General features: G+C 61.6%; 20 protein-coding genes and 3 pseudogenes. 20 read left to right on the forward strand and 3 right to left on the reverse strand.

All coding sequences use genetic code 11. The features are described from left to right. From HX805_RS05970 to HX805_RS06065, 20 genes and pseudogenes are all read left to right on the forward strand, one after another. A partial coding sequence (locus HX805_RS05970) for a hypothetical protein (RefSeq protein WP_177008282.1) occupies positions 1–137 on the forward strand: 137 nt, incomplete at its 5' end. A gap of 142 nt (positions 138–279) precedes the next feature. Continuing rightward, the gene (locus HX805_RS05975; RefSeq protein WP_087692903.1) at positions 280–1,719 is read left to right on the forward strand and encodes a cytosine permease; all 1,440 of its coding nucleotides are present in this window, start codon (positions 280–282) and stop codon (positions 1,717–1,719) included. Next, positions 1,706–1,853 (forward strand): annotated as a pseudogene (locus tag HX805_RS05980) (histidine ABC transporter substrate-binding protein); the annotation flags it as partial. The gene HX805_RS05975 and the pseudogene HX805_RS05980, both read left to right, overlap by 14 nt. 71 nt (positions 1,854–1,924) lie before the next feature. Then, positions 1,925–2,776, forward strand: coding sequence for a proline/glycine betaine ABC transporter permease (locus tag HX805_RS05985; protein WP_003209260.1), 852 nt, complete (start codon positions 1,925–1,927; stop codon positions 2,774–2,776). Then, complete coding sequence (locus HX805_RS05990) at positions 2,773–3,597, forward strand: glycine betaine/L-proline ABC transporter ATP-binding protein (protein WP_008430269.1); 825 nt, start codon at positions 2,773–2,775, stop codon at positions 3,595–3,597. Before HX805_RS05985 ends, HX805_RS05990 begins: the two co-directional genes overlap by 4 nt. 146 nt (positions 3,598–3,743) lie before the next feature. Beyond that, on the forward strand, positions 3,744–5,267 hold the full coding sequence (gene hutH, locus HX805_RS05995; protein WP_102367932.1) for a histidine ammonia-lyase: 1,524 nt from the start codon (positions 3,744–3,746) through the stop codon (positions 5,265–5,267). Positions 5,268–5,381: 114 nt separating this feature from the next. Then, positions 5,382–6,920 (forward strand): histidine ammonia-lyase, encoded by a 1,539-nt coding sequence (hutH, locus tag HX805_RS06000; protein ID WP_085984627.1) that lies wholly within the window; start codon positions 5,382–5,384, stop codon positions 6,918–6,920. A 182-nt stretch (positions 6,921–7,102) separates the two neighbouring features. Then, positions 7,103–8,509, forward strand: a complete 1,407-nt coding sequence (locus tag HX805_RS06005; protein WP_177116693.1) for an amino acid permease — start codon at positions 7,103–7,105, stop codon at positions 8,507–8,509. 16 nt (positions 8,510–8,525) lie between these two features. Continuing rightward, on the forward strand, positions 8,526–9,731 hold the full coding sequence (gene hutI / locus HX805_RS06010) for an imidazolonepropionase (RefSeq protein ID WP_003209269.1): 1,206 nt from the start codon (positions 8,526–8,528) through the stop codon (positions 9,729–9,731). Positions 9,732–9,742: 11 nt separating this feature from the next. After that, on the forward strand, positions 9,743–10,543 hold the full coding sequence (gene hutG / locus HX805_RS06015; RefSeq protein ID WP_087692905.1) for an N-formylglutamate deformylase: 801 nt from the start codon (positions 9,743–9,745) through the stop codon (positions 10,541–10,543). A gap of 259 nt (positions 10,544–10,802) precedes the next feature. Beyond that, positions 10,803–11,750, forward strand: coding sequence for a choline ABC transporter substrate-binding protein (locus HX805_RS06020; protein ID WP_008439284.1), 948 nt, complete (start codon positions 10,803–10,805; stop codon positions 11,748–11,750). A gap of 154 nt (positions 11,751–11,904) precedes the next feature. Then, positions 11,905–12,840: an alpha/beta hydrolase gene (locus HX805_RS06025; protein ID WP_177116694.1), complete on the forward strand. Its 936-nt coding sequence runs from the start codon at positions 11,905–11,907 to the stop codon at positions 12,838–12,840. A 103-nt stretch (positions 12,841–12,943) separates the two neighbouring features. Beyond that, positions 12,944–13,915: a prolyl aminopeptidase gene (gene pip, locus HX805_RS06030; RefSeq protein WP_008439282.1), complete on the forward strand. Its 972-nt coding sequence runs from the start codon at positions 12,944–12,946 to the stop codon at positions 13,913–13,915. Continuing rightward, entirely contained in the window at positions 13,912–14,349 is a 438-nt protein-coding gene (gene dtd, locus HX805_RS06035) for a D-aminoacyl-tRNA deacylase (RefSeq protein ID WP_087692908.1), read from the forward strand. The genes pip and dtd overlap by 4 nt, the downstream gene beginning before the upstream one ends. 267 nt (positions 14,350–14,616) lie before the next feature. After that, positions 14,617–16,368, forward strand: coding sequence for a glucan biosynthesis protein G (locus tag HX805_RS06040; RefSeq protein WP_008439280.1), 1,752 nt, complete (start codon positions 14,617–14,619; stop codon positions 16,366–16,368). Next, positions 16,361–18,936: pseudogene (mdoH, locus tag HX805_RS06045) on the forward strand (glucans biosynthesis glucosyltransferase MdoH); the annotation flags it as partial. The gene HX805_RS06040 and the pseudogene mdoH, both read left to right, overlap by 8 nt. Positions 18,937–19,173: 237 nt before the next feature. Further along, complete coding sequence (locus HX805_RS06050; protein WP_177116695.1) at positions 19,174–19,977, forward strand: transporter substrate-binding domain-containing protein; 804 nt, start codon at positions 19,174–19,176, stop codon at positions 19,975–19,977. Positions 19,978–20,196: 219 nt separating this feature from the next. Continuing rightward, the gene (locus tag HX805_RS06055; protein ID WP_003209284.1) at positions 20,197–20,994 is read left to right on the forward strand and encodes a transporter substrate-binding domain-containing protein; all 798 of its coding nucleotides are present in this window, start codon (positions 20,197–20,199) and stop codon (positions 20,992–20,994) included. 128 nt (positions 20,995–21,122) lie between these two features. After that, entirely contained in the window at positions 21,123–22,082 is a 960-nt protein-coding gene (locus HX805_RS06060; protein WP_003209286.1) for an amino acid ABC transporter permease, read from the forward strand. Beyond that, on the forward strand, positions 22,075–22,809 hold the full coding sequence (locus HX805_RS06065; RefSeq protein ID WP_087692909.1) for an amino acid ABC transporter ATP-binding protein: 735 nt from the start codon (positions 22,075–22,077) through the stop codon (positions 22,807–22,809). The genes HX805_RS06060 and HX805_RS06065 overlap by 8 nt, the downstream gene beginning before the upstream one ends. Positions 22,810–22,935: 126 nt before the next feature. Here the strand turns inward: HX805_RS06065 and HX805_RS06070 are convergent, their stop codons facing one another. The 3 genes and pseudogenes from HX805_RS06070 to HX805_RS32545 all read right to left on the reverse strand — a co-directional run. Beyond that, entirely contained in the window at positions 22,936–24,843 is a 1,908-nt protein-coding gene (locus HX805_RS06070) for a methyl-accepting chemotaxis protein (RefSeq protein WP_177116696.1), read from the reverse strand. 172 nt (positions 24,844–25,015) lie between these two features. Continuing rightward, the gene (locus tag HX805_RS32540) at positions 25,016–25,888 is read right to left on the reverse strand and encodes a methyl-accepting chemotaxis protein (protein WP_371317069.1); all 873 of its coding nucleotides are present in this window, start codon (positions 25,886–25,888) and stop codon (positions 25,016–25,018) included. Then, positions 25,874–26,932, reverse strand: a pseudogene (locus HX805_RS32545) (methyl-accepting chemotaxis protein); the annotation flags it as partial. The gene HX805_RS32540 and the pseudogene HX805_RS32545, both read right to left, overlap by 15 nt. Between the last annotated feature and the right edge of the window lie 17 nt (positions 26,933–26,949).

The following is a 26,949-nucleotide window of genomic DNA, read 5'->3' on the forward strand; positions in this document are numbered from 1 at the left end:
ACGAAGCCGCCGAGCGTATCGCGCGCGTGCTGCACAACGACCCGGCGACCGGCGTGATGCGTCATGCGGATGCGGGCTACCAGATCGCGATTGATTGCGCCAAAGAGCAGGGCCTCAATCTCCCGATGATCAAATAACTAATGTGGGAGCGGGCTTGCTCGCGAATGCGGTGTATCAGTCACTGAAGTCGTTAGCTGACCCATCGCTTTCGCGAGCAAGCCCGCTCCCACATGTGATCTGCGTTTCACCCAAAAACAATCCATCAGAGGTTGAACATAAATGGCAGTAAAAGACGCTCGTGCAAGCACCACCCCGTTGATCGAAAGGCGTTCGATCGACTACATCCCGGAAGCGGAAAGACACGGCCGTCTATTGAGTCAGTTCACCCTGTGGTTGGGTGCCAACCTGCAAATCACTGCGATCGTCACCGGGGCCCTGGCCGTGGTGCTGGGCGGTGATGTGTTCTGGTCGTTGATCGGTCTGTTGATCGGTCAACTGCTGGGCGGTGGCGTCATGGCCCTGCATGCGGCGCAAGGCCCGCAACTGGGCTTGCCGCAGATGATCTCCAGCCGCGTGCAGTTCGGCGTGTATGGCGCGGTGATTCCCCTGGTGCTGGTGTGCCTGATGTACATCGGTTTTTCCGCCAGCGGCTCATTGCTGGCGGGGCAGGCGGTGGCGCAGTTGCTTCACGTTGAAGACTGGGTCGGCATCGTGTTGTTCGCGGGGCTGATCATGGTGTTTACGATCTTCGGCTACCGGGTGATCCACGGCATCGGTCGCATCGCCAGCGTGCTGGGGGTGGTTGCCTTCGTGTACTTGTTCTACAGGCTGCTGGCCGGTAACGACATCGGTGCGTTGCTGGGCAACAAGCATTTTTCCCTCAGCAGTTTCCTGCTGGCGATTTCCCTCTCGGCGTCCTGGCAGATTGCGTTCGGCCCGTATGTGGCGGACTACTCGCGCTACTTGCCGCGCAGCACGCAGGCCTCGAAAACCTTCTGGGCCGTGGGCCTCGGTTCGGTGATCGGCGCGCAGGCTTCGATGGTGTTCGGTGTGTTTGCGGCAGCCCTGGCAGGCTCGCAATTCGCTCACCACGAAGTGTCGTTTATCGTCGGCCTGGGCGGCACCGGGATCGTCGCGGCGCTGCTGTATTTCAGCATCGCCTTCGGCAAGGTCACCGTCACTACCCTCAACGCCTACGGCAGCTTCATGTCGATCGCGACAATCATCAGTGGCTTCCGTGGCAGCCGGCATATCGGCAGTGGCACGCGGCTGTTGTACATCTTCGTGATGGTGTCGATTGCCGCCGCGCTGGCGTTGCTGGGCAAGGACTCGTTCCTCAAGGATTTCTCCGCGTTCATCCTGTTCCTGCTGGCGTTTTTCACGCCCTGGAGTGCGATCAACCTGGTGGACTTCTACTGCATCACCAAAGAGCGCTATGACATCCCGGCCCTGTCCAACCCCAACGGTCGCTACGGTCGCTGGAACCTGATGGGCATCAGCATCTACGTGTTCGGCGTGCTGATTCAGATGCCGTTCATCTCGACGCATTTCTACACCGGCCCACTGGTCGCGAGCCTGGGCGACACCGATATCTCGTGGATCATCGGGCTGGTGGTGCCGGCGGCGTTGTACTACTGGGCTGCGAAAAAATGGCACAGCCCGATTCCTGAGCGCCTCGTGCTGCCCGATGTGCAGGGCGCCGCTGCTCAACCTGCTTAACCAGAACCCGGTACGCATGACAAACAGCGAATTGAAACAGCAAAACTGGCGAAAACTTTCCTCAAGGGACATCCTGAACTCTGGCACGCATGGTGAGCGACAACGCAGCCAAGAAAATCGACGCGGCCTTGTAGGTTGAGCGTTTCCGGTTGCCGCCACAGGCAACCGGGCGCCCGGCCACAATCCACTGGATCGAGAGCACACTATGTTTCCTGAGAGTTTTACGTTTTCCATCGCCGACTGGGTCAACAGTTGGGTCGATGCGCTGGTGACCAACTACGGCGATGTGTTCCGGCACATCTCCGATACGTTGCTGTGGGCCATCGTTAACCTGGAAGGTTTGCTGCGCGCAGCGCCCTGGTGGTTGATGTTGCTGATTGTTGGCGGTATTGCCTGGCATGCCACTCGCAAGTGGTTCACCACCGTCGTGATCGTCGGCCTGCTGTTTCTGGTGGGCGCGGTCGGGCTGTGGGACAAGCTGATGCAAACCCTGGCGCTGATGATGGTGGCCACGGTGATCTCGGTGCTGATCGGCATTCCCCTGGGGATTCTGTCGGCCCGCAGCAACCGCCTGCGTTCGGTGCTGATGCCGCTGCTGGACATCATGCAGACCATGCCCAGCTTCGTGTACCTGATCCCGGTGTTGATGCTGTTCGGCCTGGGCAAGGTCCCGGCGATTTTTGCCACGGTGATCTACGCCGCACCGCCGCTGATTCGTCTCACCGACCTGGGCATTCGCCAGGTGGACGGTGAAGTCATGGAAGCGATCAACGCCTTCGGTGCCAACCGCTGGCAGCAACTGTTCGGCGTGCAACTGCCGCTGGCCCTGCCGAGCATCATGGCCGGGATCAACCAGACCACCATGATGGCCCTGTCGATGGTGGTGATCGCCTCGATGATCGGCGCCCGTGGCCTGGGTGAAGATGTACTGGTGGGCATCCAGACCCTCAACGTTGGACGCGGCCTTGAAGCCGGTCTGGCGATCGTGATTCTTGCCGTGGTCATCGACCGCATTACGCAAGCCTATGGTCGTCCACGGCATGAGGCGAGCAAATGACTACTGTCAGCAAAATTGAAGTCAAAAACGTATTCAAGATTTTCGGCAACCGCTCCAAGGATGCACTGGCGTTGATTGGCCAGGGCAAGACCAAGGACGAGGTGCTGGCCGAGACTGGTTGCGTGGTGGGCGTGAACGACCTGTCCCTGAGCGTCGACACCGGTGAAATCTTCGTGATCATGGGGCTGTCGGGTTCCGGCAAGTCGACCCTGGTGCGTCACTTCAACCGGCTGATCGACCCTACCAGCGGTGCGATCCTGGTGGACGGTGAAGACATCCTGCAACTGGACATGGAAGCCTTGCGCCAATTCCGCCGGCACAAGATCAGCATGGTGTTCCAGAGCTTTGGCCTGCTGCCTCACAAGAGTGTGCTGGACAACGTTGCCTACGGCCTGAAAGTGCGTGGCGAAACCAGGCAAGTGTGCGCCGAGCGTGCGCTGCACTGGATCGAAACCGTGGGCCTCAAGGGCTATGAAAACAAATACCCGCATCAACTTTCCGGCGGCATGCGTCAGCGTGTAGGCCTGGCCCGGGCGCTGGCGGCCGACACTGACATCATCCTGATGGACGAGGCGTTCAGTGCGCTCGACCCGCTTATCCGTGCCGAGATGCAAGACCAGTTATTGGAGCTGCAAAAGACCCTGCACAAGACGATCGTGTTCATTACCCACGACCTCGATGAGGCGGTGCGCATCGGCAACCGCATTGCGATCCTCAAGGACGGCAAGCTGATCCAGGTCGGCACGCCCCGCGAGATTTTGCATTCACCGGCGGATGAGTACGTGAACCGGTTTGTCCAGCGGCGGGTGGCGGTGGTTTGATCCGATATTTGTGGTGGGTTGGCTGAGGCTATCGCAGGCAAGCCAGCTCCCACATTTGGAATGCGTTTCCCCTGTGGAAGCTGGCTCGCTTGCGATGAGGCCAGTGAAGCTGCACAACAATTGCGAATTTCATGAAGAGGTCAACGATGTCCCAGGCTGAAAAAATCATCATCGCCGACGCCCCGATGCGTTGGCAGGACGTGGTCGCCGTGGCTCGCCACGGTGCGATCCTCGAACTCTCGGGCCAGGCCTGGGCTCGCATCGACAATGCACAGGCCATCGTCCAGCGCATCGTCACCAGCGGCGAGCGCGCCTACGGCATCAACACCGGCCTGGGCGCCTTGTGCAACGTGTCGCTCAAGGACGAACAACTGAGCCGGCTGTCGCGCAATACCCTGCTTAGCCATGCCTGCGGCGTCGGTGCGCCACTGAGCGTGGAGCAAACCCGCGCGATCATTTGCGCGGCGATCATTAACTACAGCCACGGCAAATCCGGCTTGCATCCGCAGGTGGTGCATTCGCTGCTGGGGCTGCTCAACCATGGCATCACGCCGCAAGTGCCGTCCCAGGGTTCCGTGGGTTACCTGACCCACATGGCGCACATTGGCGTCGCCTTGCTCGGCGTCGGCGACGTCAGCTATCGGGGTCGTATCGTTCCCGCACACCAGGCGCTGGCTGAAGAAGGTTTGCAGCCGGTAGTGCTCGGTGCCAAGGACGGGCTGTGCCTGGTCAACGGCACGCCGTGCATGACCGGCCTCAGCAGCCTGGCCCTGGCCGATGCGCACCGCCTGCTGCAATGGGCCGATGTGATCGGTGCCATGAGCTTCGAAGGCCAGCGCGGCCAGATCGACGCCTTCGACGAAGAAATCATCGCGCTCAAGCCGCACCCGGGCATGCAGCAAGTGGGCATCAACCTGCGCGCGTTGCTGGACGGCAGCGAAGTGATCGCCAGCAGCAAAGGCATTCGTACCCAGGACGCCCTGAGCATCCGTTCGATTCCCCAGGTGCACGGCGCGGCGCGCGACCAACTGGAACACGCCACCCGGCAGATCGAAACCGAACTCAACGGTGCCACCGATAACCCGCTGGTGCTCGGCACGCCAGACAGCTACCGCGTGGTGTCCCAGGCCAATCCCCACGGGCAGTCCGTGGCCCTGGCGGCAGACATGCTGGCCATCGCCATGGCCGAAATCGGCTCCATCGCCGAGCGTCGCCTGGACCGTCTGATCAACCCGCACGTCAGTGGTTTGCCGGCGTTCCTGGTGAGCAACCCCGGGGTCAACTCCGGGATGATGATCGTGCAGTACGTCGCCGCCTCGCTGTGCGGGCAAAACCGCCAGTTGGCGCAACCCGCGGTGCTCGACAACTTCGTCACCTCGGGCCTGCAGGAAGACCACCTGAGCATGGGCACCAACGCCGCGCTGAAGCTGTATTCGGTGCTGGAAAACGTCACCCAGATCCTCGCCATCGAGTACTTGCTGGCGGCCCAGGCGTTCGAGTTCCTCCAGGAGCAACGCTTCGGCGCCGGCACCGATGCCGCCTGGCGTTTGCTGCGCGAACACGTCCCGGCCTACGACCAGGACCGCTGGCTGGCGCCAGACATCGCAGCCACCGCCGCGTTGCTCAAGGACGCCGATTTACTGCAACGCACGCTACCGAATTTGCACTGACCTTTTCCCAACAATAACCAGCGTGCCAAGCCGACTGATCCTCTAAAAGAGCACAGTGGCGGATAACGGAAGCATCCGGAGCGACTGGTAGTTAACAACACTCTCAAAAGGAGCATGAATGTGACTGCGCTAAACCTGATTCCAGGCCAACTGAGCCTTGCCCAACTGCGGGCCATCTACCAGCAGCCGGTAACCCTCAGTCTGGATGACAGCGCCTCGGCCCAGATCGAAGCCAGTGTCGCCTGTGTGGAGCAGATTCTCGCCGAGAACCGCACCGCCTACGGCATCAACACCGGTTTCGGCCTGCTGGCCTCGACCCGCATTGCCAGCGAAGACCTGGAAAACCTCCAGCGTTCCCTGGTGCTGTCCCACGCCGCCGGCGTCGGTGAGCCCATCAGCGATGCGCTGGTACGGCTGGTCATGGTGCTCAAGGTCAACAGCCTGAGCCGGGGTTTTTCCGGGATTCGCCGGCAGGTCATCGACGCGCTGATCGCCCTGATCAATGCCGAGGTCTACCCGCATATTCCGCTGAAAGGTTCGGTGGGCGCCTCCGGTGACCTGGCGCCATTGGCCCACATGTCGCTGGTGCTGCTGGGCGAAGGCAAGGCCCGCTACAAAGGCGAATGGCTGGAAGCTACCGAAGCGCTGAAAGTTGCCGGCCTGACGCCGCTGACCCTGGCGGCCAAGGAAGGCCTGGCGCTGCTCAACGGCACCCAGGTTTCCACCGCTTATGCATTGCGTGGGCTGTTCGAGGGCGAAGATCTGTTCGCCGGTGCCCTGGCCTGTGGCGCCCTGACGGTGGAAGCCGTGCTGGGTTCGCGCTCGCCGTTCGACGCACGCATTCACGCTGCCCGGGGCCAACGCGGCCAGATCGACTCTGCGGCCGCGTATCGCGCCCTGCTGGGTGAAAGCAGCGAAGTGTCGCAATCCCACGAGAACTGCGACAAGGTCCAGGACCCGTACTCCCTGCGTTGCCAGCCACAAGTCATGGGCGCCTGCCTGACCCAGTTCCGCCAGGCGGCCGAAGTGCTGGTGGTGGAAGCCAACGCCGTGTCGGATAACCCGCTGGTGTTTGCGGCTGAAGGTGACGTGATTTCCGGTGGCAACTTCCACGCCGAACCGGTGGCCATGGCGGCGGACAACATGGCGCTGGCCATCGCGGAAATCGGCTCCCTGAGCGAGCGTCGCATCTCGTTGATGATGGACAAGCACATGTCGCAACTGCCGCCATTCCTGGTGGGCAATGGCGGTGTGAACTCCGGCTTCATGATCGCCCAGGTGACGGCGGCGGCATTGGCCAGCGAGAACAAGGCACTGGCGCATCCCCATAGCGTCGACAGCCTGCCGACGTCAGCCAACCAGGAAGACCACGTGTCGATGGCCCCGGCGGCGGGCAAGCGCCTGTGGGAAATGGCCGAGAACACCCGCGGTGTGCTGGCGGTGGAATGGTTGGCGGCTTGCCAGGGCCTGGACCTGCGCAATGGCTTGAAAACCTCGCCGGCGCTGGAAAAGGCGCGTGGGATCCTGCGCAGCAAAGTCGCGTTTTATGAGAAGGACCGCTTCTTTGCGCCGGACATCAATGCCGCCAGTGAGCTGCTGGCAACGCGTTGCCTGAACGAGCTGGTGCCGGCGAAGTTGTTGCCGAGCTTGTAAGAGCGACACCGATCCAGTGTGGGAGCTGTCGAGCCCCGGCGAGGCTGCGATGGCGCCGGAACAGGCAACACTTTCGTAGCCTGACCCACCGCTATCGCAGCCTCGCTGGGGCTCGACAGCTCCCACATTTGATCTTCTACAGATTCGAATTTTCTCAGGATAAAAATAATTAAGGACGAGAAATGCACTCGGAAAAAGGTTTAAACCGCGGGCTCTCCGCCCGACATATTCGCTTCATGGCCCTCGGTTCCGCGATCGGTACCGGGCTGTTCTACGGCTCTGCCTCCGCCATCCAGATGGCCGGCCCCGCCGTGCTCCTGGCCTACCTGATCGGCGGCGCCGCGGTGTTCATGGTCATGCGCGCCCTCGGCGAAATGGCCGTGCATAACCCGGTGTCCGGCTCCTTCGGCCAGTACGCCAGTACCTACCTGGGCCCGATGGCCGGCTTTATCCTCGGCTGGACCTACGCCTTTGAAATGATCATCGTCTGCCTCGCCGACGTCACCGCCTTCGGCATCTACATGGGCTTCTGGTTTCCCGAAGTCGCGCGCTGGGTCTGGGTGCTGGGCATCGTGTTGCTGATCGGCGGCCTGAACCTGTGCAACGTCAAAGTCTTTGGCGAAATGGAGTTCTGGCTGTCGCTGCTCAAGGTCGGTGCCATCGTCGCAATGATCCTCGGCGGCTTCGGCATCATGCTGTTCGGCATTCACTCGGCGGGCGAAGCACCGGCTACCGGCCTCAGCAACCTGTGGGCCCACGGTGGCTTCATGCCTAACGGCGTGGGTGGCTTGATCGCGTCCTTCGCGGTGGTGATGTTTGCGTTTGGCGGCATCGAAATCATCGGCATCACCGCCGGCGAAGCCAAGGACCCGCAGCGGGTGATCCCCAAGGCAATCAACGCCGTGCCGCTGCGTATCCTGCTGTTCTACGTGCTGACGTTGTTTGTGCTGATGGCGATCTACCCGTGGCCGCAGATCGGCAGCCAGGGCAGCCCGTTCGTGCAGATCTTCAGCAACCTGGGGATAGGCTCGGCGGCGACCATCCTTAACATTGTGGTGATCTCGGCCGCCGTCTCGGCCATCAACAGCGACATCTTCGGCGCCGGTCGCATGATGTATGGCCTGGCCCAGCAAGGGCAGGCGCCCAAGGGTTTTGCCCAACTGTCGAGCCAGGGCGTGCCGTGGATGACCGTAGTGGTGATGGGCGCCGCGTTGCTCGGCGGTGTGGTGCTCAATTACCTGATCCCGGAAAACGTGTTCCTGGTCATCGCCTCGATTGCAACCTTCGCCACGGTGTGGGTGTGGCTGATGATCCTGGTCACCCAGGTGGCCATGCGTCGCTCGATGACCAGGGAGCAGATTGCCGAGCTGAAATTCCCGGTGCCGTTCTGGCCCTATGCGCCAGCGGCCGCCATCGTGTTCATGCTGTTCATCTTCGGCGTGCTGGGTTACTTCCCGGACACCCAGGCCGCTCTTATGGTCGGCGCCGTGTGGATCGTCTTGCTGATCGTCGCCTATCTGCTGTGGGTCAAGCCCGCCGCCGGGCAAACGGTCAAGGTCCACTACGACCCGGCTTTGTCTCATCGATAACCTAATGGAGGCGTTGATGAAAACGCTTTGGCAACACTGCCACGTTGCAACCATGGCCCAGGGCAACTACTCGATCATCGAGGACGCCGCCATTGTTACCTCGGGCACGCTCATCGAGTGGATCGGCCCGCGCGCCGATCTGCCGGATGCGAACTACGCAACCACCCATGACCTGCAAGGGGCGTGGGTCACGCCCGGGCTGATCGACTGCCACACCCACACGGTGTTCGGCGGCAATCGCAGCGGCGAGTTCGAGCAGCGGCTGCAAGGCGTGAGCTACGCCGAGATCGCAGCGGCCGGTGGCGGTATTGCCAGCACCGTGCGCGCCACGCGTGCGGCGAGCGAAGATGAACTGTTTGCCAGCGGCCACAAGCGTCTGCGCAGTTTGCTGCGCGACGGTGTAACCACCGTCGAGATCAAGTCCGGCTACGGCCTGGACCTGGCCAGCGAGCGCAAGATTTTGCGGGTGATCCGTCGCCTCGGCGCCGAGTTGCCGGTCAGTGTGCGCAGCACCTGCCTGGCGGCACATGCGTTGCCGCCGGAGTACGTGGACCGGGCCGATGCCTACATCGATCACATCTGCACCGAAATGCTCCCGGCGCTGGCAGCGGAAGGCCTGGTGGACGCGGTCGACGCCTTCTGTGAGTACCTGGCGTTCTCACCGGAGCAGGTGGAGCGTGTGTTCATCGCCGCCCGGAAACTTGGCTTGCCGGTAAAACTGCACGCCGAACAATTGTCGTCCCTGCATGGCTCCAGCCTGGCGGCGCGTTACCAGGCGCTGTCGGCGGACCACCTGGAATTCATGACCGAGGAAGACGCCATCGCCATGGCTGCTTCCGGCACCGTCGCGGTGCTGCTGCCGGGCGCGTTCTACTTCCTGCGGGAAACCCAGTTGCCGCCGATGGATGCCCTGCGCAAGCACGGCGTGAAGATCGCGATCGCCAGCGACCTCAACCCGGGCACCTCGCCGGCGTTGTCGGTGCGCCTGATGCTGAACATGGCCTGCACCCTGTTCCGCATGACCCCGGAAGAAGCCCTGGCCGGCGCCACGCAACACGCGGCCACCGCCCTGGGCCTGGGCAACAGCCATGGCTCGCTGGAAGTGGGCAAGGTCGCGGATTTTGTCGCCTGGCAGATTGATCGTCCCGCCGACCTGGCCTACTGGCTGGGTGGCGAGCTGGATAAACGCGTCGTGCGCCACGGCGTCGAAGTCACCGTTTAAGGAGTACCGCTGTGGATAAGGTTCTGAACTTCAAACAAGGCCGTGTGCCGCTGCTGATCAGCATGCCCCACGCGGGCCTGCGCCTGACGCCGGCGGTGCAAGCCGGGCTGATTCCCGAGGCGCAAAGCCTGCCGGACACCGACTGGCACATTCCCACGCTGTATGACTTCGCCGAAGCGCTGGGCGCCAGCACCCTGGCGGCGGAGTATTCGCGCTTTGTCATCGACCTGAACCGGCCTTCAGACGACAAGCCGCTGTACGTTGGCGCCACCACCGGCCTGTACCCGGCGACACTGTTTGATGGTGTGCCGCTGTTCCGCGAAGGCCTGGAACCGTCTAAGGCCGAGCGCGCCACGTACCTGGAGCAGGTGTGGACGCCGTATCACCGCACTCTGCAAAACGAACTGGCCCGGCTCAAGGCTGAGTTCGGTTATGCGCTGCTGTTTGATGCGCACTCGATCCGCTCGGTGATCCCGCACCTGTTCGAAGGCAAGCTGCCGGACTTCAACCTCGGCACCTTCAACGGCGCGGCCTGCGATCCGCAGCTGGCCAGCGAACTGGAAGCCATCTGTGCCGGCCACCCGCAGTACAGCCATGTGCTCAACGGGCGCTTCAAGGGCGGGCACATCACCCGTCACTACGGCAACCCGGCCGAGAACATCCACGCCGTGCAGCTGGAGTTGGGGCAGTGCACCTACATGGAAGAGTTTGAGCCCTTCCGTTATCGCGCCGACCTGGCCGAGCCGACGCGGGTGGTGTTGAAGGAACTGCTGGAAGGGTTCCTGGCGTGGGGCAAGCGGCATTACTCCTGAGTGGCGTCGCTGCTGAGATAGCCTTCGCGAGCAAGCCCGCTCCCACATTCGACCGTGTTTCTTCAGGAGGAACACGGTCGAATGTGGGAGCGGGCTTGCTCGCGAAGAGGCCCTCAACAGCAACACACCTCCCAAGTCGTCTGTGTGCAAATCCCTGTCGCCACAGTTCGCTTTGATCAAGGTCTCGCTGGGTAAGGTGTTGGGCACGGCGCGTCAGACGCCACTCCCACAATAAAAACTGCCGAGTGAGACCGCATCGATGAAAAGACTGTTCAACCGTTGTCTGTTGATTCTCACCGGCGCCGCACTCTTGAGCGCCAACGCGATGGCTGCCGACCCGGCCTCGTGCAAGGTCGTGCGCATGGGCGTGGTCAGCTGGACCGACGTGATCGCCACCAGCGGCATGGCCGACGTGCTGCTCAATGGCCTGGGCTATGACAGCAAGCAAACCAGCGCCGTGCAGCAGATCATCTTTGCCGGCATCCGCGACAAGCGCCTGGATATATTCCTCGGCTACTGGAAACCGGCGATGGACAACAACATCGCGCCATTCCTCGCGGCCAAGCAGGTCAAGGTGTTCGACAAACCGAGCCTGTCCGACGCCCAGGCGACGCTGGCGGTGCCGCAGTACGTTGCCGACGCCGGCTTGAAAACCTTTGCCGACATTGCCCGCTTCAAGGACAAACTGGGCGGCAAGATCTATGGCATCGAGCCGGGCAGCGGTGCCAATACCGATATCCAGAAAATGATCGACAGCAATCGCTTTGGCCTCGGCGGCTTCAAGCTCGTGGCCTCCGGCGAGGCGGGCATGCTGGCGGCGGTGCAGCGGGCGGTGAATCGCAAGGAGTTCGTGGTGTTTGTCGGCTGGACCCCGCACCCGATGAACATCAACATGAAAATGGCGTACCTGACCGGCAGTGAAGATGTGTTCGGTGCCAACGAAGGCATGGCCACGGTCTCCACGGTGACGGCGCCGGATTACGCCGAACGTTGCCCCAACGTGACACGCCTGCTGGAAAACCTGACCTACACCGCGGCCCAGGAAAGCCAGTTGATGGTGCCGATCATGGACCGCAAGACGCCGCAGGATGTGGCCAGACAGTGGTTGCGCGACAACCCCGAGGATTTGCAGCGCTGGCTGGCGGGTGTAACGACCCTGGATGGCAAGGACGGCGTGGCGGCGGTGCAGGCCAGCCTCAAGCCCTGAGCAAATGAAGATCAAAATGTGGGAGCGGGCTTGCTCGCGAATGCGGTGGGTCAGCCACACAAGTATTGACTGATACACCGCATTCGCGAGCAAGCCCGCTCCCACATTGGATTCGTGGCGGCTGTTAAATCCTTATCTTCAGGACGATCCTTCGATGTCCCATTACCCGATTTCCGCGCAGATGTGCGCCTTCGTCGAAAAAACCGAATCCTTCACCAGCGACGACACATCGCTGGCCGGATTGCGCCGAGGCTATGACCGCATGTGCCAGGCGTTCACCCCGGCGCGGCCCGAAGGGTTACAGGTGTCAGACGTTTCCCTGGGTGGCGTGGGCGTACGCATTTATCAGCCGGCGACGCCAATCCCTGATGGCGGCTGGCCATGCATCCTTTATATGCACGGTGGCGGCTGGGTGGTCGGCGGCCTGGATTCCCATGACTTCATGTGTGCTGAGCTGGCCGACTCACTGCAAGTGCTGGTGATCGCCATCGATTACCGCCTGGCACCCGAACACCCGTTTCCGGCCGCCTTTGAGGATTGCCGTGCGGTCTGGCAGGCGATCCAGGTGGGCGAAGCGCCCCAGCCGATCAACCTTCAGCGTCTGGTGGTGGCCGGTGACAGCGCCGGCGGTAACCTGGCGGCGGCCCTGTGCCTGGGCCTGCGGGATGACCATCAGCCGCAGCCCCTGGCGCAAGTCCTGATCTACCCCGGCCTGGGCGGCCCCGCCGACCTGCCGTCCCGCCGCGATTGCGTCGACGCGCCGCTGCTCAGTACCGCCGACACCGAGTGCTATCTCGCCCTTTACCTGCGTGGGCCGGGCAAGCCGTCGCCCTACGCCATGCCATTGCTGGCCGTGGATTTCAGCGGGTTGCCGCAGGCTTTGATCGCTGTCGCCCAGTTCGACCCGTTGCGGGACGACGGCATGCTCTACGCCGAACGCCTGCAAGGCGCCGGGGTGGCGGCCACGCTGTATCCCGGCAAAGGCCTGGTTCACGGCTGCCTGCGGGCCCGGGGCCAGGTGTTGGAGGTCGACCGGCTGTACGTTTATCTGCTGGACTACCTGCGTGGTGTTCTGCTGACACAGGTCTAGGTCCACGAGGACATGCTCATTGCACAATTCGGGTTTATGATGCCAGACGGCAAAATAATAGACGTCCCCCCAGGGATGAACTCGACCCCTTACGGAGCGCGCAATGCAGACTTTGTACCCGCAGATCAAACCCTACGCCCGGCACGATCTGGCCGTCGATGAAACCCACGTCCTGTACGTCGACGAAAGCGGTTCCCCGGAAGGCTTGCCCGTTGTGTTCATCCATGGCGGCCCCGGCGCCGGGTGTGATGCCAATAGCCGCTGCTATTTCGATCCTAATCTGTACCGAATTGTTACTTTTGATCAGCGTGGCTGCGGGCGCTCCACCCCACGGGCCAGCCTGGAAAACAACACCACCTGGGACCTGGTGGCCGACCTTGAGCGGATTCGCGAACACCTGGGCATCGAAAAATGGGTGCTGTTCGGCGGTTCCTGGGGCTCGACCCTGGCCCTGGCCTACGCGCAAACCCACCCGGAGCGTGTGCACGGCCTGATCGTGCGGGGCATTTTCCTGGCCCGCCCCCAGGACATTCAGTGGTTCTACCAGGCTGGCGCCAGCCGGCTGTTCCCCGATTACTGGCAGGACTACCTGGCGCCTATCCCGGCGGAGGAGCGGCACGACCTGCTCAGCGCCTACCACAAGCGCCTGACCGGCAACGACCAGATCGCCCAGATGCACGCCGCCAAGGCCTGGTCCACGTGGGAAGGGCGCATGTTGGGCCTGTGCCCGAACCCGCAATTGATCGAGCGTTTCTCCGAACCCCAGCGCGCCCTGTCGATTGCCCGTATCGAATGCCATTACTTCACCAATAACTCGTTCCTTGAACCTGACCAACTGATCCGCGACATGCACAAGATCGCCCACTTGCCTGGCGTAATCGTGCATGGTCGCTACGATATGATCTGCCCGCTGGACAATGCCTGGGAGCTGCATCAGGCCTGGCCCAACAGTGAGTTGCAGATCATCCGCGAGGCCGGCCATGCGGCTTCCGAACCCGGAATTACCGATGCGCTGGTGCGTGCGGCGAGTGAAATGGCACGGCGCCTGCTTGATTTGCCGCCTGAAGAAGCATGAAGGGGCTTTTGCAACGGGTGCGCGGCGCCCGGGTCGAGGTAGAGGGGCAGGTGGTCGGGGCGATAGACCAGGGTTTGCTGGTGCTGGTGGCTGTCGAGCCTTCGGATACGCAAGCCAGCGCCGACAAGCTGCTGCATAAGCTGCTTAACTATCGGGTGTTCAGCGACGACGAGGGCAAGATGAACCTGTCCTTGAAAGACATTGGCGGCGGTTTGCTGCTGGTGTCGCAGTTCACCCTGGCGGCAGACACCAAGAGTGGGCTGAGGCCGAGCTTCTCCACGGCGGCACCGCCGGCGTTGGGCGAGGCGCTTTTCGACTATCTGCTGTTACAAGCGCAACAATTGCATGGCACGGTAGCGGCAGGGCGTTTTGGCGCTGATATGCAGGTGCATTTGGTCAATGATGGGCCGGTCACCTTCCTGTTACAGACGTGAATGTACTGAAAACGACTTGTGATGCCCAAAAAACCGGGTTTTCGCTACAAATACTTCGCTGACCCTGATGCGTTGTCACGCGGGCTACTAGATAATCGCGCGCTACGGGGATCAGCGTTAATTGGTCCATTTTTGACTTAGGTAGAGACTTGTCCGATAGCCATTGGGGAATCATTTAGCCCCATGGGAGTCGGAACAATGCTCGCCAACCTGGCATATAGATAGCTGGCCGTTGGTTTTTTGATCTGTTTTCGGCGAGGGTTGCTCGTGATTGTTAGTCCCTGTAATGCACCAAAATTGTCTGCCAAACGGTTACGAAACGTACTGGTGACGGGCTCTGCCCTGTTTTGCCTGTTCGGCGCGGGTCAACTGTGGGCATTCAGTCTGGATGATGTGTCGGCCAAGGCAAAAGAGCTGGCCGGGCAGAAATACGAAGCTCCGCGCAGCAATTTGCCGAACGAATTCCGCGAAATGAAATTCGCTGATTACCAGAAAATTCGTTTCCGCAACGAAAAAGCCGAGTGGGCCGATCAGAACACCCCGTTCAAGCTGTCCTTCTACCACCAGGGTATGCATTTCGATACACCGGTGAAAATCAACGAAGTCACCGCCGACAGCGTTCAGGAAATCAAGTACGACCCGTCCCGCTTCGATTTCGGCGACGTCAAGTTTGATCCCAAATCCACCGAACAGCTGGGTTATGCCGGTTTCCGTGTGCTGTACCCGATCAACAAGGGCGACAAGCAAGACGAAATCATGACCATGCTCGGCGCCAGCTATTTCCGCGTCGTGGGCAAGGACCAGGTCTACGGCCTGTCTGCCCGCGGCATGGCGATCGACACTGCGTTGCCGTCCGGCGAAGAATTCCCGCGTTTCACCGAGTTCTGGATCGAGCGTCCAAAACCGGGTGAGAAACAGCTGGTGATCTACGCCCTGCTGGATTCGCCGCGGGCCACCGGCGCTTATCGCCTGATCCTGCGCCCGGGTACCGACACCATCGTCGACGTCAAATCCCAGATGTACCTGCGTGACAAGGTCACCAAGCTGGGCATCGCCCCGCTGACCAGCATGTTCCTGTTCGGCGCCAACCAGCCGTCCAAGGTCCTCAACTACCGTCGCGAGCTGCACGATTCCAGCGGCCTGTCGATCCATGCCGGCAACGGCGAGTGGATCTGGCGCCCATTGAACAACCCCAAACACCTGTCGGTCAGCAACTTCACCGTGGAAAACCCGCGTGGTTTCGGCCTGCTGCAACGCGGCCGCAACTTCAGCCACTACGAAGACCTCGACGACAACTACGACAAGCGCCCAAGCGCCTGGATCGAGCCTGAAGGCGACTGGGGCAAGGGCTCCGTCGACCTGGTAGAGATTCCGACCGCCGATGAAACCAACGACAACATCGTTGCGTTCTGGAGCCCGGAAACACTGCCGGAGCCAGGCAAGCCGCTGGACGTTGCCTACCGCCTGCACTGGACATTGCAAGACGCCGAGTTCCATTCGCCGGAAAGCGCCTGGGTCAAGCAGACCCTGCGTTCCACCGGCGACGTCAAGCAATCCAACCTGATCCGTCAGCCAGACGGCAGCGTGGCTTACCTGGTGGACTTCGAGGGCCCGTCCCTGAAGAAACTGCCAGCTGACGCACCGGTTCGCAGCCAGGTCAGCGTGGGCGACAACGCCGAAATCGTTGAAAACAGCGTGCGCTACAACCCGCACACCCAAGGCTGGCGCCTGACCCTGCGCATGAAGATCAAGGACGCAGGCAAGCCGACTGAAATGCGTGCTGCTCTGGTTCAGGACATCGTGCAGCCGGAACCGGAGAAGGTTTCGACCCAAGTGTTGAAAGCCGACAAGGTCCTGGCCAAGCAGCACGAGAAAGCAGCCAAGAAAGACGCCAAGGACAAGGACGCCAAGCAGCCGGAAGCGGCTGCCCCAGCCACACCACTCCCTACCCAGGATCAGGCCAAGACAGAGCAAGTCCTGACCGAAACCTGGAGCTATCAGTTGCCTGCCGATGAGTAATTCTCAAGTCCAGCCAGAGACTCTTGCCGAGTACCTGGCGCATCTACCGATGACCGATGAGCAGCGCGCCGAACTGGCGGGCTGCGAGTCCTTCAGTGAATTGCACAAGCGCCTGTCATCGTCCACGTTCGACGCACCTGCCGACGCTGCCCAGGCATCGGTAGGCGCCCGGCTGACCCTCAACACTGCCGAAGAGCTGCAAGACGCCGAAATGCTGGTGCTCGACGCCAGCGGCCGGGTTTGCCTCAAGGCCACGCCGCCGATCCGTCGGACCAAGGTCGTGCCTGAGCCGTGGCGCACCAATATCCTGGTGCGTGGCTGGCGCCGCCTGACCGGCCGCACCAATCCACCGGCCCCGCCGAAGGATGAGCGCGTACTGCCGGCCGCCCGCTGGCGCACCGTCGGTTCGATCCGTCGCTATATCCTGCTGGTGCTGATGCTCGGCCAGACGATCGTTGCCGGCTGGTACATGAAAGGCATCATGCCGTACCAGGGCTGGTCCTTCGTCGACTTTGACGAGATCCGCAACCAGACCCTGCTGCAAACCGCGACCCAGGTACTGCCTTACGCCCTGCAAACCAGCATCCTCGTGCTGTTCGGGATTCTGTTCTGCTGGGTCTCGGCCGGTTTCTGGACCGCGCTGATGGGCTTCCTGGAACTGCTGACCGGTCACGATAAATACCGTATCTCCGGTAAAAGTGCCGGTGACGAGCCGATTCCGAAAGACGCCCGCACCGCCCTGGTCATGCCGATCTGCAACGAAGACGTGCCCCGGGTATTTGCCGGCCTGCGCGCGACGTTCGAATCGGTGGCTGCCACCGGTGACCTGGACCGTTTCGACTTCTTCGTCCTCAGCGACAGCAACGAGGCCGACATCTGCATCGCCGAGCAGCAAGCCTGGCTCGACGTGTGCCGCGAAGCCGGTGGCTTCGGCAAGATCTTCTATCGCCGCCGTCGCCGTCGCGTCAAACGCAAGAGCGGCAACCTCGACGACTTCTGCCGTCGCTGGGGCGGTGACTACAAGTACATGGTGGTGCTCGACGCCGACAGCGTGATGAGCGGCGAATGCCTGACCAGCCTGGTGCGCCTGATGGAAGCCACGCCGGATGCCGGGATTATCCAGACCGCGCCACGTGCGTCGGGCATGGATACCCTGTATGCGCGCATGCAGCAGTTCGCCACCCGGGTGTACGGCCCGCTGTTTACCGCCGGCCTGCACTTCTGGCAGTTGGGTGAATCCCACTACTGGGGTCACAACGCGATCATCCGCATGAAGCCGTTTATCGAGCACTGCGCCCTGGCGCCGTTGCCGGGTAAAGGTGCGTTTGCCGGTGCGATTCTTTCTCACGACTTCGTTGAAGCGGCGCTGATGCGCCGTGCCGGCTGGGGCGTGTGGATTGCCTACGACTTGCCGGGCAGCTACGAAGAGCTGCCGCCGAACCTGCTGGACGAACTCAAGCGTGACCGTCGCTGGTGCCACGGCAACCTGATGAACTTCCGCCTGTTTTTGGTAAAAGGCATGCACCCGGTGCACCGTGCGGTGTTCCTCACCGGCGTGATGTCGTACCTGTCGGCGCCGTTGTGGTTCTTCTTCCTGGTGCTGTCCACGGCCTTGCTGGCGGTCAACACACTGATGGAGCCGCAGTACTTCATGGCGCCGCGCCAGTTGTATCCGTTGTGGCCACAATGGCATCCGGACAAGGCGGTGGCGCTGTTCTCCACCACCATCGTGCTGCTGTTCCTGCCTAAATTGCTGAGCATCATCCTGATCTGGGCCAAGGGCGCGAAAGAGTTCGGCGGCAAGTTCAAGGTGACCCTGTCGATGCTGCTGGAGATGCTGTTCTCCATGTTGCTGGCGCCGGTGCGGATGATTTTCCACACCCGTTTCGTACTGGCCGCGTTCCTCGGCTGGGCGGCGACCTGGAACTCGCCACAGCGTGACGACGACTCCACGCCATGGAGCGAGGCAGTCAAGCGCCACGGTCCACAGACCCTGCTCGGCTTCTTCTGGGCGCTGCTGGTGGTGTGGTTGAACCCAAGCTTCCTGTGGTGGCTGGTGCCGATCGTCGGTTCGCTGATGCTGTCGATTCCGGTGTCGGTGATTTCCAGCCGGGTCAAACTGGGCCTCAAGTCTCGCGACGAGAGCCTGTTCCTGATCCCCGAGGAATACAATCCGCCCCAGGCGCTGTTGTCGACCGACAAGTACACCCACGAAAACCGTTGGCATGCGCTCAATGACGGTTTTGTGCGGGCGGTGGTCGATCCGCAGCAGAACGCCCTGGCGTGCGCCTTGGCAACTTCCCGTCACGGGCAGGCGGAGCCGATTGAGTGGCTGCGTGTTGACCGGGTTCGCCACGCGTTGAAAGTCGGCCCGGCCGGCCTCAACAACGGTGAACGCCTGGCCTTGCTCAGCGACCCGGTCGCCCTGGCACGCTTGCACGAGCAGGTCTGGAGCGAAGGCCACGCCGAGTGGCTGAGCGCCTGGCGCGAATCGGTCAAGGCCGATCCGCATGCGCCATTGCTGCCATTGAAGCCGCTGTCGTCCCAGGCTCAACCGGCCTGATTCCGACGCCCCCGAGGTGCCACCTCGGGGGCGTTTGCGATAACCGTCCTACGTTGTTTTTCCCTTCTGCTGCATCGCGCTAACTCCTTGTTATTTCGAAACAAAAGACCCTTCTCCGAGGCATATTGCCGTGCCTGCGAGTGGGTTAGCATCGCCCCCCAAATCTGACTCGAAGCCTGCGGCTTACGCGAACTTGCGCGTGGCCGGGTGTGGGAGTGTTTAATGGAACAGGGGCTTTTTTCATGATCAAAAGGTATTTGTCGATGCTGCTGCTCGGCATCGTCACATTTTCCCACGGTTACCTGGCGCATGCCGGAGCCATAGATGAGGCCGTTCGGCGGGGTGTGTTGAAAGTCGGCACCAATCCGGCCTACGTGCCCTTTGAGATGACCGACAAGAAAGGCCGGATCGTCGGGTTTGAAATTGACCTGCTTCGGGAGATGAGCAAGGCGCTGGGGGTCAAGCTGGAGCTGGTTTCGGTACCGTATATCGACCTGATTCCCGGCCTGCTGGCCAGCCGGTTCGACCTGATCGGCAGCGGCATGACTGTCACGCAGGAGCGCAACCTGACCCTCAATTTCAGCGACTCGTTCATCATCGTCGGCCAGACCGTGCTGCTGAACCCTCGGTTGGCCGACAAGGTCCAGAGCATCGAGGACGTGAACGAGGCCGGTTACCGGATCGTGGCCGCCGAAGGCACCACAGGCGAGGCGGCGGCGAAAAGGTTTCTCGGCACTGCACGGCTGCGCAGTTTTCCAACACCTGAAGAAGGCGTGCGCCAGGTGGTGGAGGGCAAGGCCGATGCGTTTATCCATGATGCGCCGTATAACCTGATCGCCATTACCAAGCCCCAGAACAGTGCGCTGTTGGCGCTGGAGCAACCCTTCACCTACGAGCCCCTGGCGTTCGGTTTGAAAAAGGGCGATTACGACAGCCTCAACTGGATCAATCATTTCCTCAACCAGGTGGCCCAGGACGGCACCTACGATCGGCTGCATGACAAGTGGTTCAAGGACTCGGGCTGGATGGCGGAAGTGGGCTGGTAGTCATAACTGCTTACACATCAAGCAATTGGCTGGGCCGTGGGTCGAGGTGTCTAGCCATGCCTTTCTCTGCACGGTTGTGGGGCTTTTCTGTCATACCTTGGCAACAAATCCCGGCGAAACCTTTGTACCCGGCGGTGAGTGAGTTAGGATCGCACCCCGAAATGGTGCAGCCCTTTTGCGCGCCGACCTCACAAGAAAATGAGTTCAGGGGACTTGATGATGAAAAAGTATCTTTCGATGCTGCTGCTGGGTGTCACCGCACTGGTGGCGGTCAACGCGGCACATGCCGGCGCCATCGATGATGCGGTCAAGCGCGGTACGCTGAAAGTCGGCATGGACCCGACCTACATGCCGTTCCAGATGACCAACAAACGCGGTGAAATCATCGGCTTTGAAGTCGACATCCTCAAGGCCATGGCCAAGTCGATGGGCGTGAAGTTCGAGCCGATTTCCACCGGTTACGACGGCATCATCCCGGCCCTGTTGACCGACAAGTTCGACATGATCGGCAGCGGCATGACCCTGACCCAGGAACGCAACCTGCGCCTGAACTTCAGCGAACCGTTCATCGTGGTCGGCCAGACCCTGCTGATCCGCAAGGAGCTGGAGGGCACCATCAAGTCCTACAAAGACTTGAATGACGAGAAATACCGCCTGACCTCCAAGCTCGGCACCACCGGCGAAATGGTGGCCAAGAAGCTGATCTCCAAAGCCAAGTACCACGGCTATGACAACGAGCAGGAAGCTGTTCTGGACGTGGTCAACGGCAAGGCTGACGCCTTCGTCTATGACGCCCCGTACAACGTGGTGGCCGTGAACAAGGTCGGCGCCGGCAAACTGGTGTTCCTTGATCAGCCGTTCACCTTTGAACCCCTGGCGTTCGGCCTGAAGAAGGGCGACTACGACAGCATCAACTTCATCAACAACTTCCTGCACCAGATCCGCAACGACGGCACCTACGATCGCATCCATGACAAGTGGTTCAAGAGCTCTGAGTGGCTCAAGGACATGGAATAAGGTTGGCTTAATACCGAGTCGAGCCCTTCGCGAGCAAGCCCGCTCCCACATTAGATCGCGGTCGAAATGTGGGAGCGGGCTTGCTCGCGAATAGGGCCTGCCAGGCGATACACATCCCGGAACCTGAAATGAAACAGAAAAAAGCCCAATGGCCCTGGCACCTGCTGACGGTGCTGGTGCTGGTCGGCCTGGCCGGCGCGTTGTATTACGCCACCTCGCTGATGTCCTACGAATGGCGCTGGAACCGCGTGCCGCAGTACTTCGTCTACCAGGCCGAAGAATCCCAGCGTGCGTCGGACATTTCCACCGTCAGCGAGTTGGTGCGCAAGGGCGATGTGGCTGACGTCACCCTGCGTAATGACGAGGGCAACGAACAGCACCTGACCGTGGCCGAGAACAGTCTGCAAGTGGCCAAGGGCGATGACGTGGCCGAGGGCGATGTGGTCGGCGTCACCCGGCATTGGGCTGCAGGCCCTCTGCTGTGGGGCTTGTGGACTACGTTGTGGCTATCGGTGGTGTCCGGGGTGCTGGGACTGTTGATCGGCCTGGCGACCGGATTGTGTCGCCTGTCGAACAACCCGACTTTACGCGATCTGTCGACGATCTACGTCGAACTGGTACGCGGTACGCCGTTGTTGGTGCAGATCTTCATTTTCTATTTCTTTATCGGCACGGTGCTCAACCTGTCCCGGGAATTCGCCGGGATCGCCGCGCTTTCGCTGTTTACCGGTGCCTATGTGGCGGAAATCATCCGCGCCGGCGTGCAGTCGATTGCCCGTGGGCAGAATGAGGCGGCACGTTCCCTGGGGCTCAGTGCCGGTCAGTCGATGCGCCACGTGGTGTTGCCGCAAGCCTTCAAGCGCGTGCTGCCGCCCCTGGCCGGGCAATTTATCAGCCTGGTCAAGGACACGTCCCTGGTGTCGGTGATCGCGATTACCGAGCTGCTCAAAAGCGGCCGCGAGGTCATCACCACCTCGTTCTCGCCGTTCGAAATCCTGTTCTGCGTCGCAGGCCTGTACCTGCTGATCAACCTGCCGCTGTCGAAAATCGCCAGCCGGCTTGAGCGGAGGCTCGCGCAAAGTGATTGAAGTCCGCGATCTGGTAAAAGTCTTCGACACCCGTGGCCACGTCGTGCGCGCGGTGGATAACGTGACCACGCAGGTGGCCAGGGGTGAAGTGCTGGTGGTGATCGGCCCGTCCGGTTCCGGCAAGTCGACGTTCCTGCGCTGCCTTAACGGCCTGGAGGAATTCGATTCCGGCTCGGTAAGCATCGACGGCCTGCAACTGGCAGACCCGAAAACCGACGTGAACGCCTACCGCCGTGAAGTCGGCATGGTGTTCCAGCACTTCAACCTGTTCCCCCACATGACCGTGCTGGAAAACCTCTGCCTGGCGCAAAAAGTCGTGCGCAAGCGCGGCAAGAAAGAGCGCGAGGCCAAGGCCCTGGCGCTCCTGGAGAAAGTCGGCATTGCCCAGAAAGCCCACGAGTTCCCGTCGCGGCTTTCCGGTGGCCAGCAGCAGCGCGTCGCGATTGCCCGCGCGCTGGCGATGGAGCCCAAGGTGATGCTGTTTGACGAGCCCACCTCGGCCCTGGACCCGGAAATGGTCGGCGAAGTGCTGGACGTGATGAAGACCCTGGCCCTGGAAGGCATGACCATGGTCTGCGTCACCCATGAAATGGGCTTTGCCCGAGAAGTGGCTGATCGCGTGCTGTTCTTCGATCACGGCAAACTGTTGGAGGACGCCGCCCCGGCGCAATTCTTCGATGCGCCGAAGGACCCTCGCGCCCAAGCCTTCCTGCGCCAGGTTCTATAAATGCGTGGGAATGCTTCTTGTGGCGAGGGAGCTTGCTCCCGCTGGGCTGCGTAGCGGCTCCCAAAAAAGATAGGAGCGCTGCGCACTCCAGCGGGAGCAAGCTCCCTCGCCACAGGTTGGGTTTTTTCAGACCTTGAACTTGCCCACCCACACCTGCAAATCCGCCCCCAGGCGCGCCAGTTCGACACTGGCCGCCGCAGTGTCCTGACTCGCGGCCCAGGTCTGTTCCGACACGTCCTTGACCTTCAGCACGCTGCGGTTGATCTCCTCGGCGACCGCGGTTTGTTCCTCGGCGGCAGCGGCAATCTGCGGGTTCATCTCCTGAATCACTGACACGGTACGGGTGATACCCGCCAGTGCGTCTCCTGCGCGACGGGTCAGTTGCACGCTGTTGTCGGTGAGGCTGCGACTGTTGTCCATGATGTCGGCCACCTGCTGCGTGCCCCGGTGCAGGCCGCTGATCAACTCCTCGATTTCCTCGGCCGACTGCTGGGTGCGTTGTGCCAGGCTGCGCACTTCATCGGCGACCACGGCAAACCCCCTGCCGGCTTCGCCTGCGCGAGCCGCCTCAATCGCGGCGTTGAGGGCCAGCAAGTTGGTCTGTTCCGATACCGACTTGATCACTTCCAGCACGCTGCCGATCTTCCGGCTTTCCTGTTGCAGGCCTTGCATGGCCTGGCTTGAACGAGCCATCTCCTGAGCCAGGTGCTCGATGTGGGTAATGGCCTCAGCCACCACCTGATCGCCCTGGCCCGCCTGCCGGTCGGCCTCGGCAGCAGCCAGCGACGCTTGCTCGGCATGGCGCGCAACTTCCTGGGAGGTGGCGAGCATCTCGTTCATGGCGGTGGCCACCTGTTCGGTTTCCTGCTTCTGGCCGTCGACCCCGTCGCGAGTTTGCTCGGTGACCGCCGAGAGTTGCTCGGCGGCGCTGGCGATCTGCTGGGCGCTGTCGCCGATGCCGCTGATCAAGCCCCGCAGGTTGAGGGTCATTTGCCCGATGCTGCGCTGCAACTGCCCCAGTTCATCCTGGCGCGAGGCCTGGATGTCGTGGCTCAGGTCACCTTCGGCAATCCGGTTGGCCACGGACAGGGCCTGGCGCAGCGGCGCGACGATCTGGCCGGCGATCAACCAGGCGGCCACGACGCCGAGCAACAGCGCCGCTGCAGTAACGTTGAGCAGCAGGGTGCGGGCGAGGCTGGCTTCGTTGTCACGCTTGGCGGTCTGGTCCTGGCTCAGCAGGTCGCTTTCCGTGAGCAATTGATCCAGCCACTGTTCAAGCTGGTTCTGGGTGGTTTCGGCGCTGAGTTGGGCGTCCTTGAGGCGTGTCAGGTGAGCCCGAAAATCGAGCAGGACTTTTTTCAGGGCGCTGGCGTCAACCGGCAGCGCGCCTACCGCCGCCTGGGCGCCATCCAGGGCCAGTAGCGCATCACCCACGCCCTTGGCATAGGCGTCCAATGACGCAGCGGCCCAGGCGGGGCTCTGGGCGCGGTCTTCGGCTTGTTCCAGGGCCTGGCGCAATTGTTCCACGGCATCGAGGGCCTTTTCATCGTCTTGATTGGGCAGGTTGCTCGACAGTTCAGAGAGGCTGTCACTGCTCTGGACTGAGCTGCGCTTGAGCTGTTCACGGGCGTTTTCACGTTGCTTGATCAGCCCCTCCAGGCCGCTTAAGGCGGTCTTGAAACTGGTGACGAAGCGTCGGCTTTCCTGCAGTTGTTGTTGGTTGACCGGGTCGGTAAATCGTGGGGAAAGATCCACCAGGAACTGGTCGATCTTGTCCATGTGCAGCTCTATTTTGGACAGGCTGGCCGGGTCGTTCAGGGTGCGATAGACGATGCGATCAGCGCGCAACTCTTCGCCGACGACTGCCAATTGCGAGAGCAGCGTGAGTTTTTGGGAGCGCTCGAGGGATGCGCTCAAGGCTTGCCAGCCGGTAGAGGCGATGATCAGGCTGAGGCTGAGCACCAGGCCAAAGCCCAGGGCAAGTTTGAGGCTGATGCTGATGTTTCCGAGCAGGCGGGTCAGTGGACGAAACATGGTGAACCTCCAACGAATCAAAAGGAGCGTCTCAAACGTCCGGCCAACAATGGTCAGGGGAGTTGAAACGCTACTTTTATTCGGCGCCAGGTGTGTGATCCACGACCTGAAAAACGCGTAGGAAATTTCACATATTGTCGGAGCGGCGGCCCTGATGGCCGCCGCAAGCGGGTCAGACCTTGAAGCGACCTACCAGGCTTTGCAGGTAAACCCCCAGGCGCGCCAGTTCGGCACTGGAAGCCGCAGTTTCTTCGCTGGCCGCCGAGGTTTGTTCGGAAACGTCCCGCACGTTGAGCACGCTGCGGTTGATCTCTTCGGCCACGGCGCTTTGCTGCTCGGCGGCGGTGGCGATCTGCTGGTTCATCGCCTGGATCGCCGAGACGGTACGGGTGATGTTTTCCAGGGCATTGCCGGCCCGACGGGTCAGCTCGACGCTGCTGTCGGTCAGGCCGCGACTGTTGTCCATGATGGTTGCCACCTGCTGGGTGCCGCTTTGCAGGCCGACGATCAACTCTTCGATCTCCTCGGTGGACTTCTGCGTCCGCTGGGCCAGGCTGCGCACTTCATCGGCAACCACCGCAAAACCGCGTCCGGCTTCACCGGCGCGCGCCGCTTCAATCGCTGCGTTAAGGGCCAGCAGGTTGGTTTGCTGGGCCACCGACTTGATGACGTCCAGCACACTGCCGATCTTGTCGCTCTCACGCTTGAGATGGCCCATGGCTTCGGTGGAGTTGCCCACCTCGCTGGCCAGGCGCTCGATCTGGGCGATGGCCTCACCGACCACCTTGTCGCCTTCACGGGCCTGTTGGTCGGCGGCTACGGCGGCTTCCGAGGCTTCTTCAGCGTTACGGGCGACTTCCTGCACGGTAGCGGCCATTTCGTTCATGGCGGTGGCGACCTGGTCGGTCTCGACCTTCTGGCTGTTGACCCCGGCGCTGGTCTGCTCGGTAACGGCCGATAGCTGCTCGGCGGCACTGGCGATCTGGGTGACGCCGTCGCTGATACCGCCAATCAGATCCCGCAGGCCCACGGTCATGCTTTGCATCGACCGTTGCAGCTGCCCCAGTTCATCCTGGCGCAGGGAGATCAGGTTGTGGCTCAGGTCGCCGGACGCCACGCGTTCGGCGACTTTGAGGGTCTGGTTCAATGGAATCACGATCTGCCGGGTAATGGCCCAGGCGGCGAGTACACCAAACGCCAGCGCGAGGGCGGTGGCCAGTAACAGCAGGTTCTTGGCGTGGGCGGCATCGGTATCACGCACCACGGTTTGCGAAGTGGTGAGTTTGTTACTGCGGTCGAGCAGGATGTCGCCTTGCTCGCCCATGATTTTCATCGCGGCGGCACTGGCCACCTGGGAGTCGCGGTACTGGCTCACGGCGGCGCGGTAGGCCTGCAGCGAGACGCTGGCCTCTTGCAGGTTGGCCCGGTATTGCTCGGGCAACTGGTCGTTGAGGTCGGTGATTTTCTTCAGGGCGTTGTCGATGGCATCCAGCGCCGGTTGTTCGGCCTCGACCTTGCCACTGTAGGTGTAGCCGCGCACCTGGAAGCGCGCTTGCTGGATCAGTTTGCTCAGGTCGACCACGCTGTTGAACAGGGTGACGCTGTCGCCTTGCAGCAGGGATTTTTCCACTTCGTTGATTTTCGCGACGGCGTTGTCGGCGGTATCGCCCAGTTTGCTGCGGGCGCCTTCACGCTTGAGGCCGGCCTGCACCATGGCGCCGAAGGCTTTTTTGTATTGGCCCAAGGCATCCTGTTGCTGCTCTACCACGAGCTTGTCGTCGGGTTGCTCGATCAGGTCTGCGGCGGTTTTCAGGCCACTGTCCAGCTGGGTGATCAGGTCGTTGACCGCGCTGGTGCCTTGTTCGCCACGGCGCATTTCGAAGTCCAGTCGCGCCAGGCGCAGGTCCTTGGTCAGCCCGTTGAGGCTGGAGATGTAGCCCAGCTTGTCGCCACGGCTGATCACGCTGCTGAGGCCGGTCCAGCCGGTGAAGGTGATCAATAGGGTCAGGACCAATACCAGGCCGAAGCCTATGCTCAGCTTGCGGTTGACGCTGACATTCCCCAGTTTCTCGGCTAACCAACGATACATGCTGCGAACTCCCCTGG

It is taken from the genome of Pseudomonas sp. G5001 (assembly GCF_013385475.1).
Taxonomy (GTDB): Bacteria; Pseudomonadota; Gammaproteobacteria; order Pseudomonadales; family Pseudomonadaceae; genus Aquipseudomonas.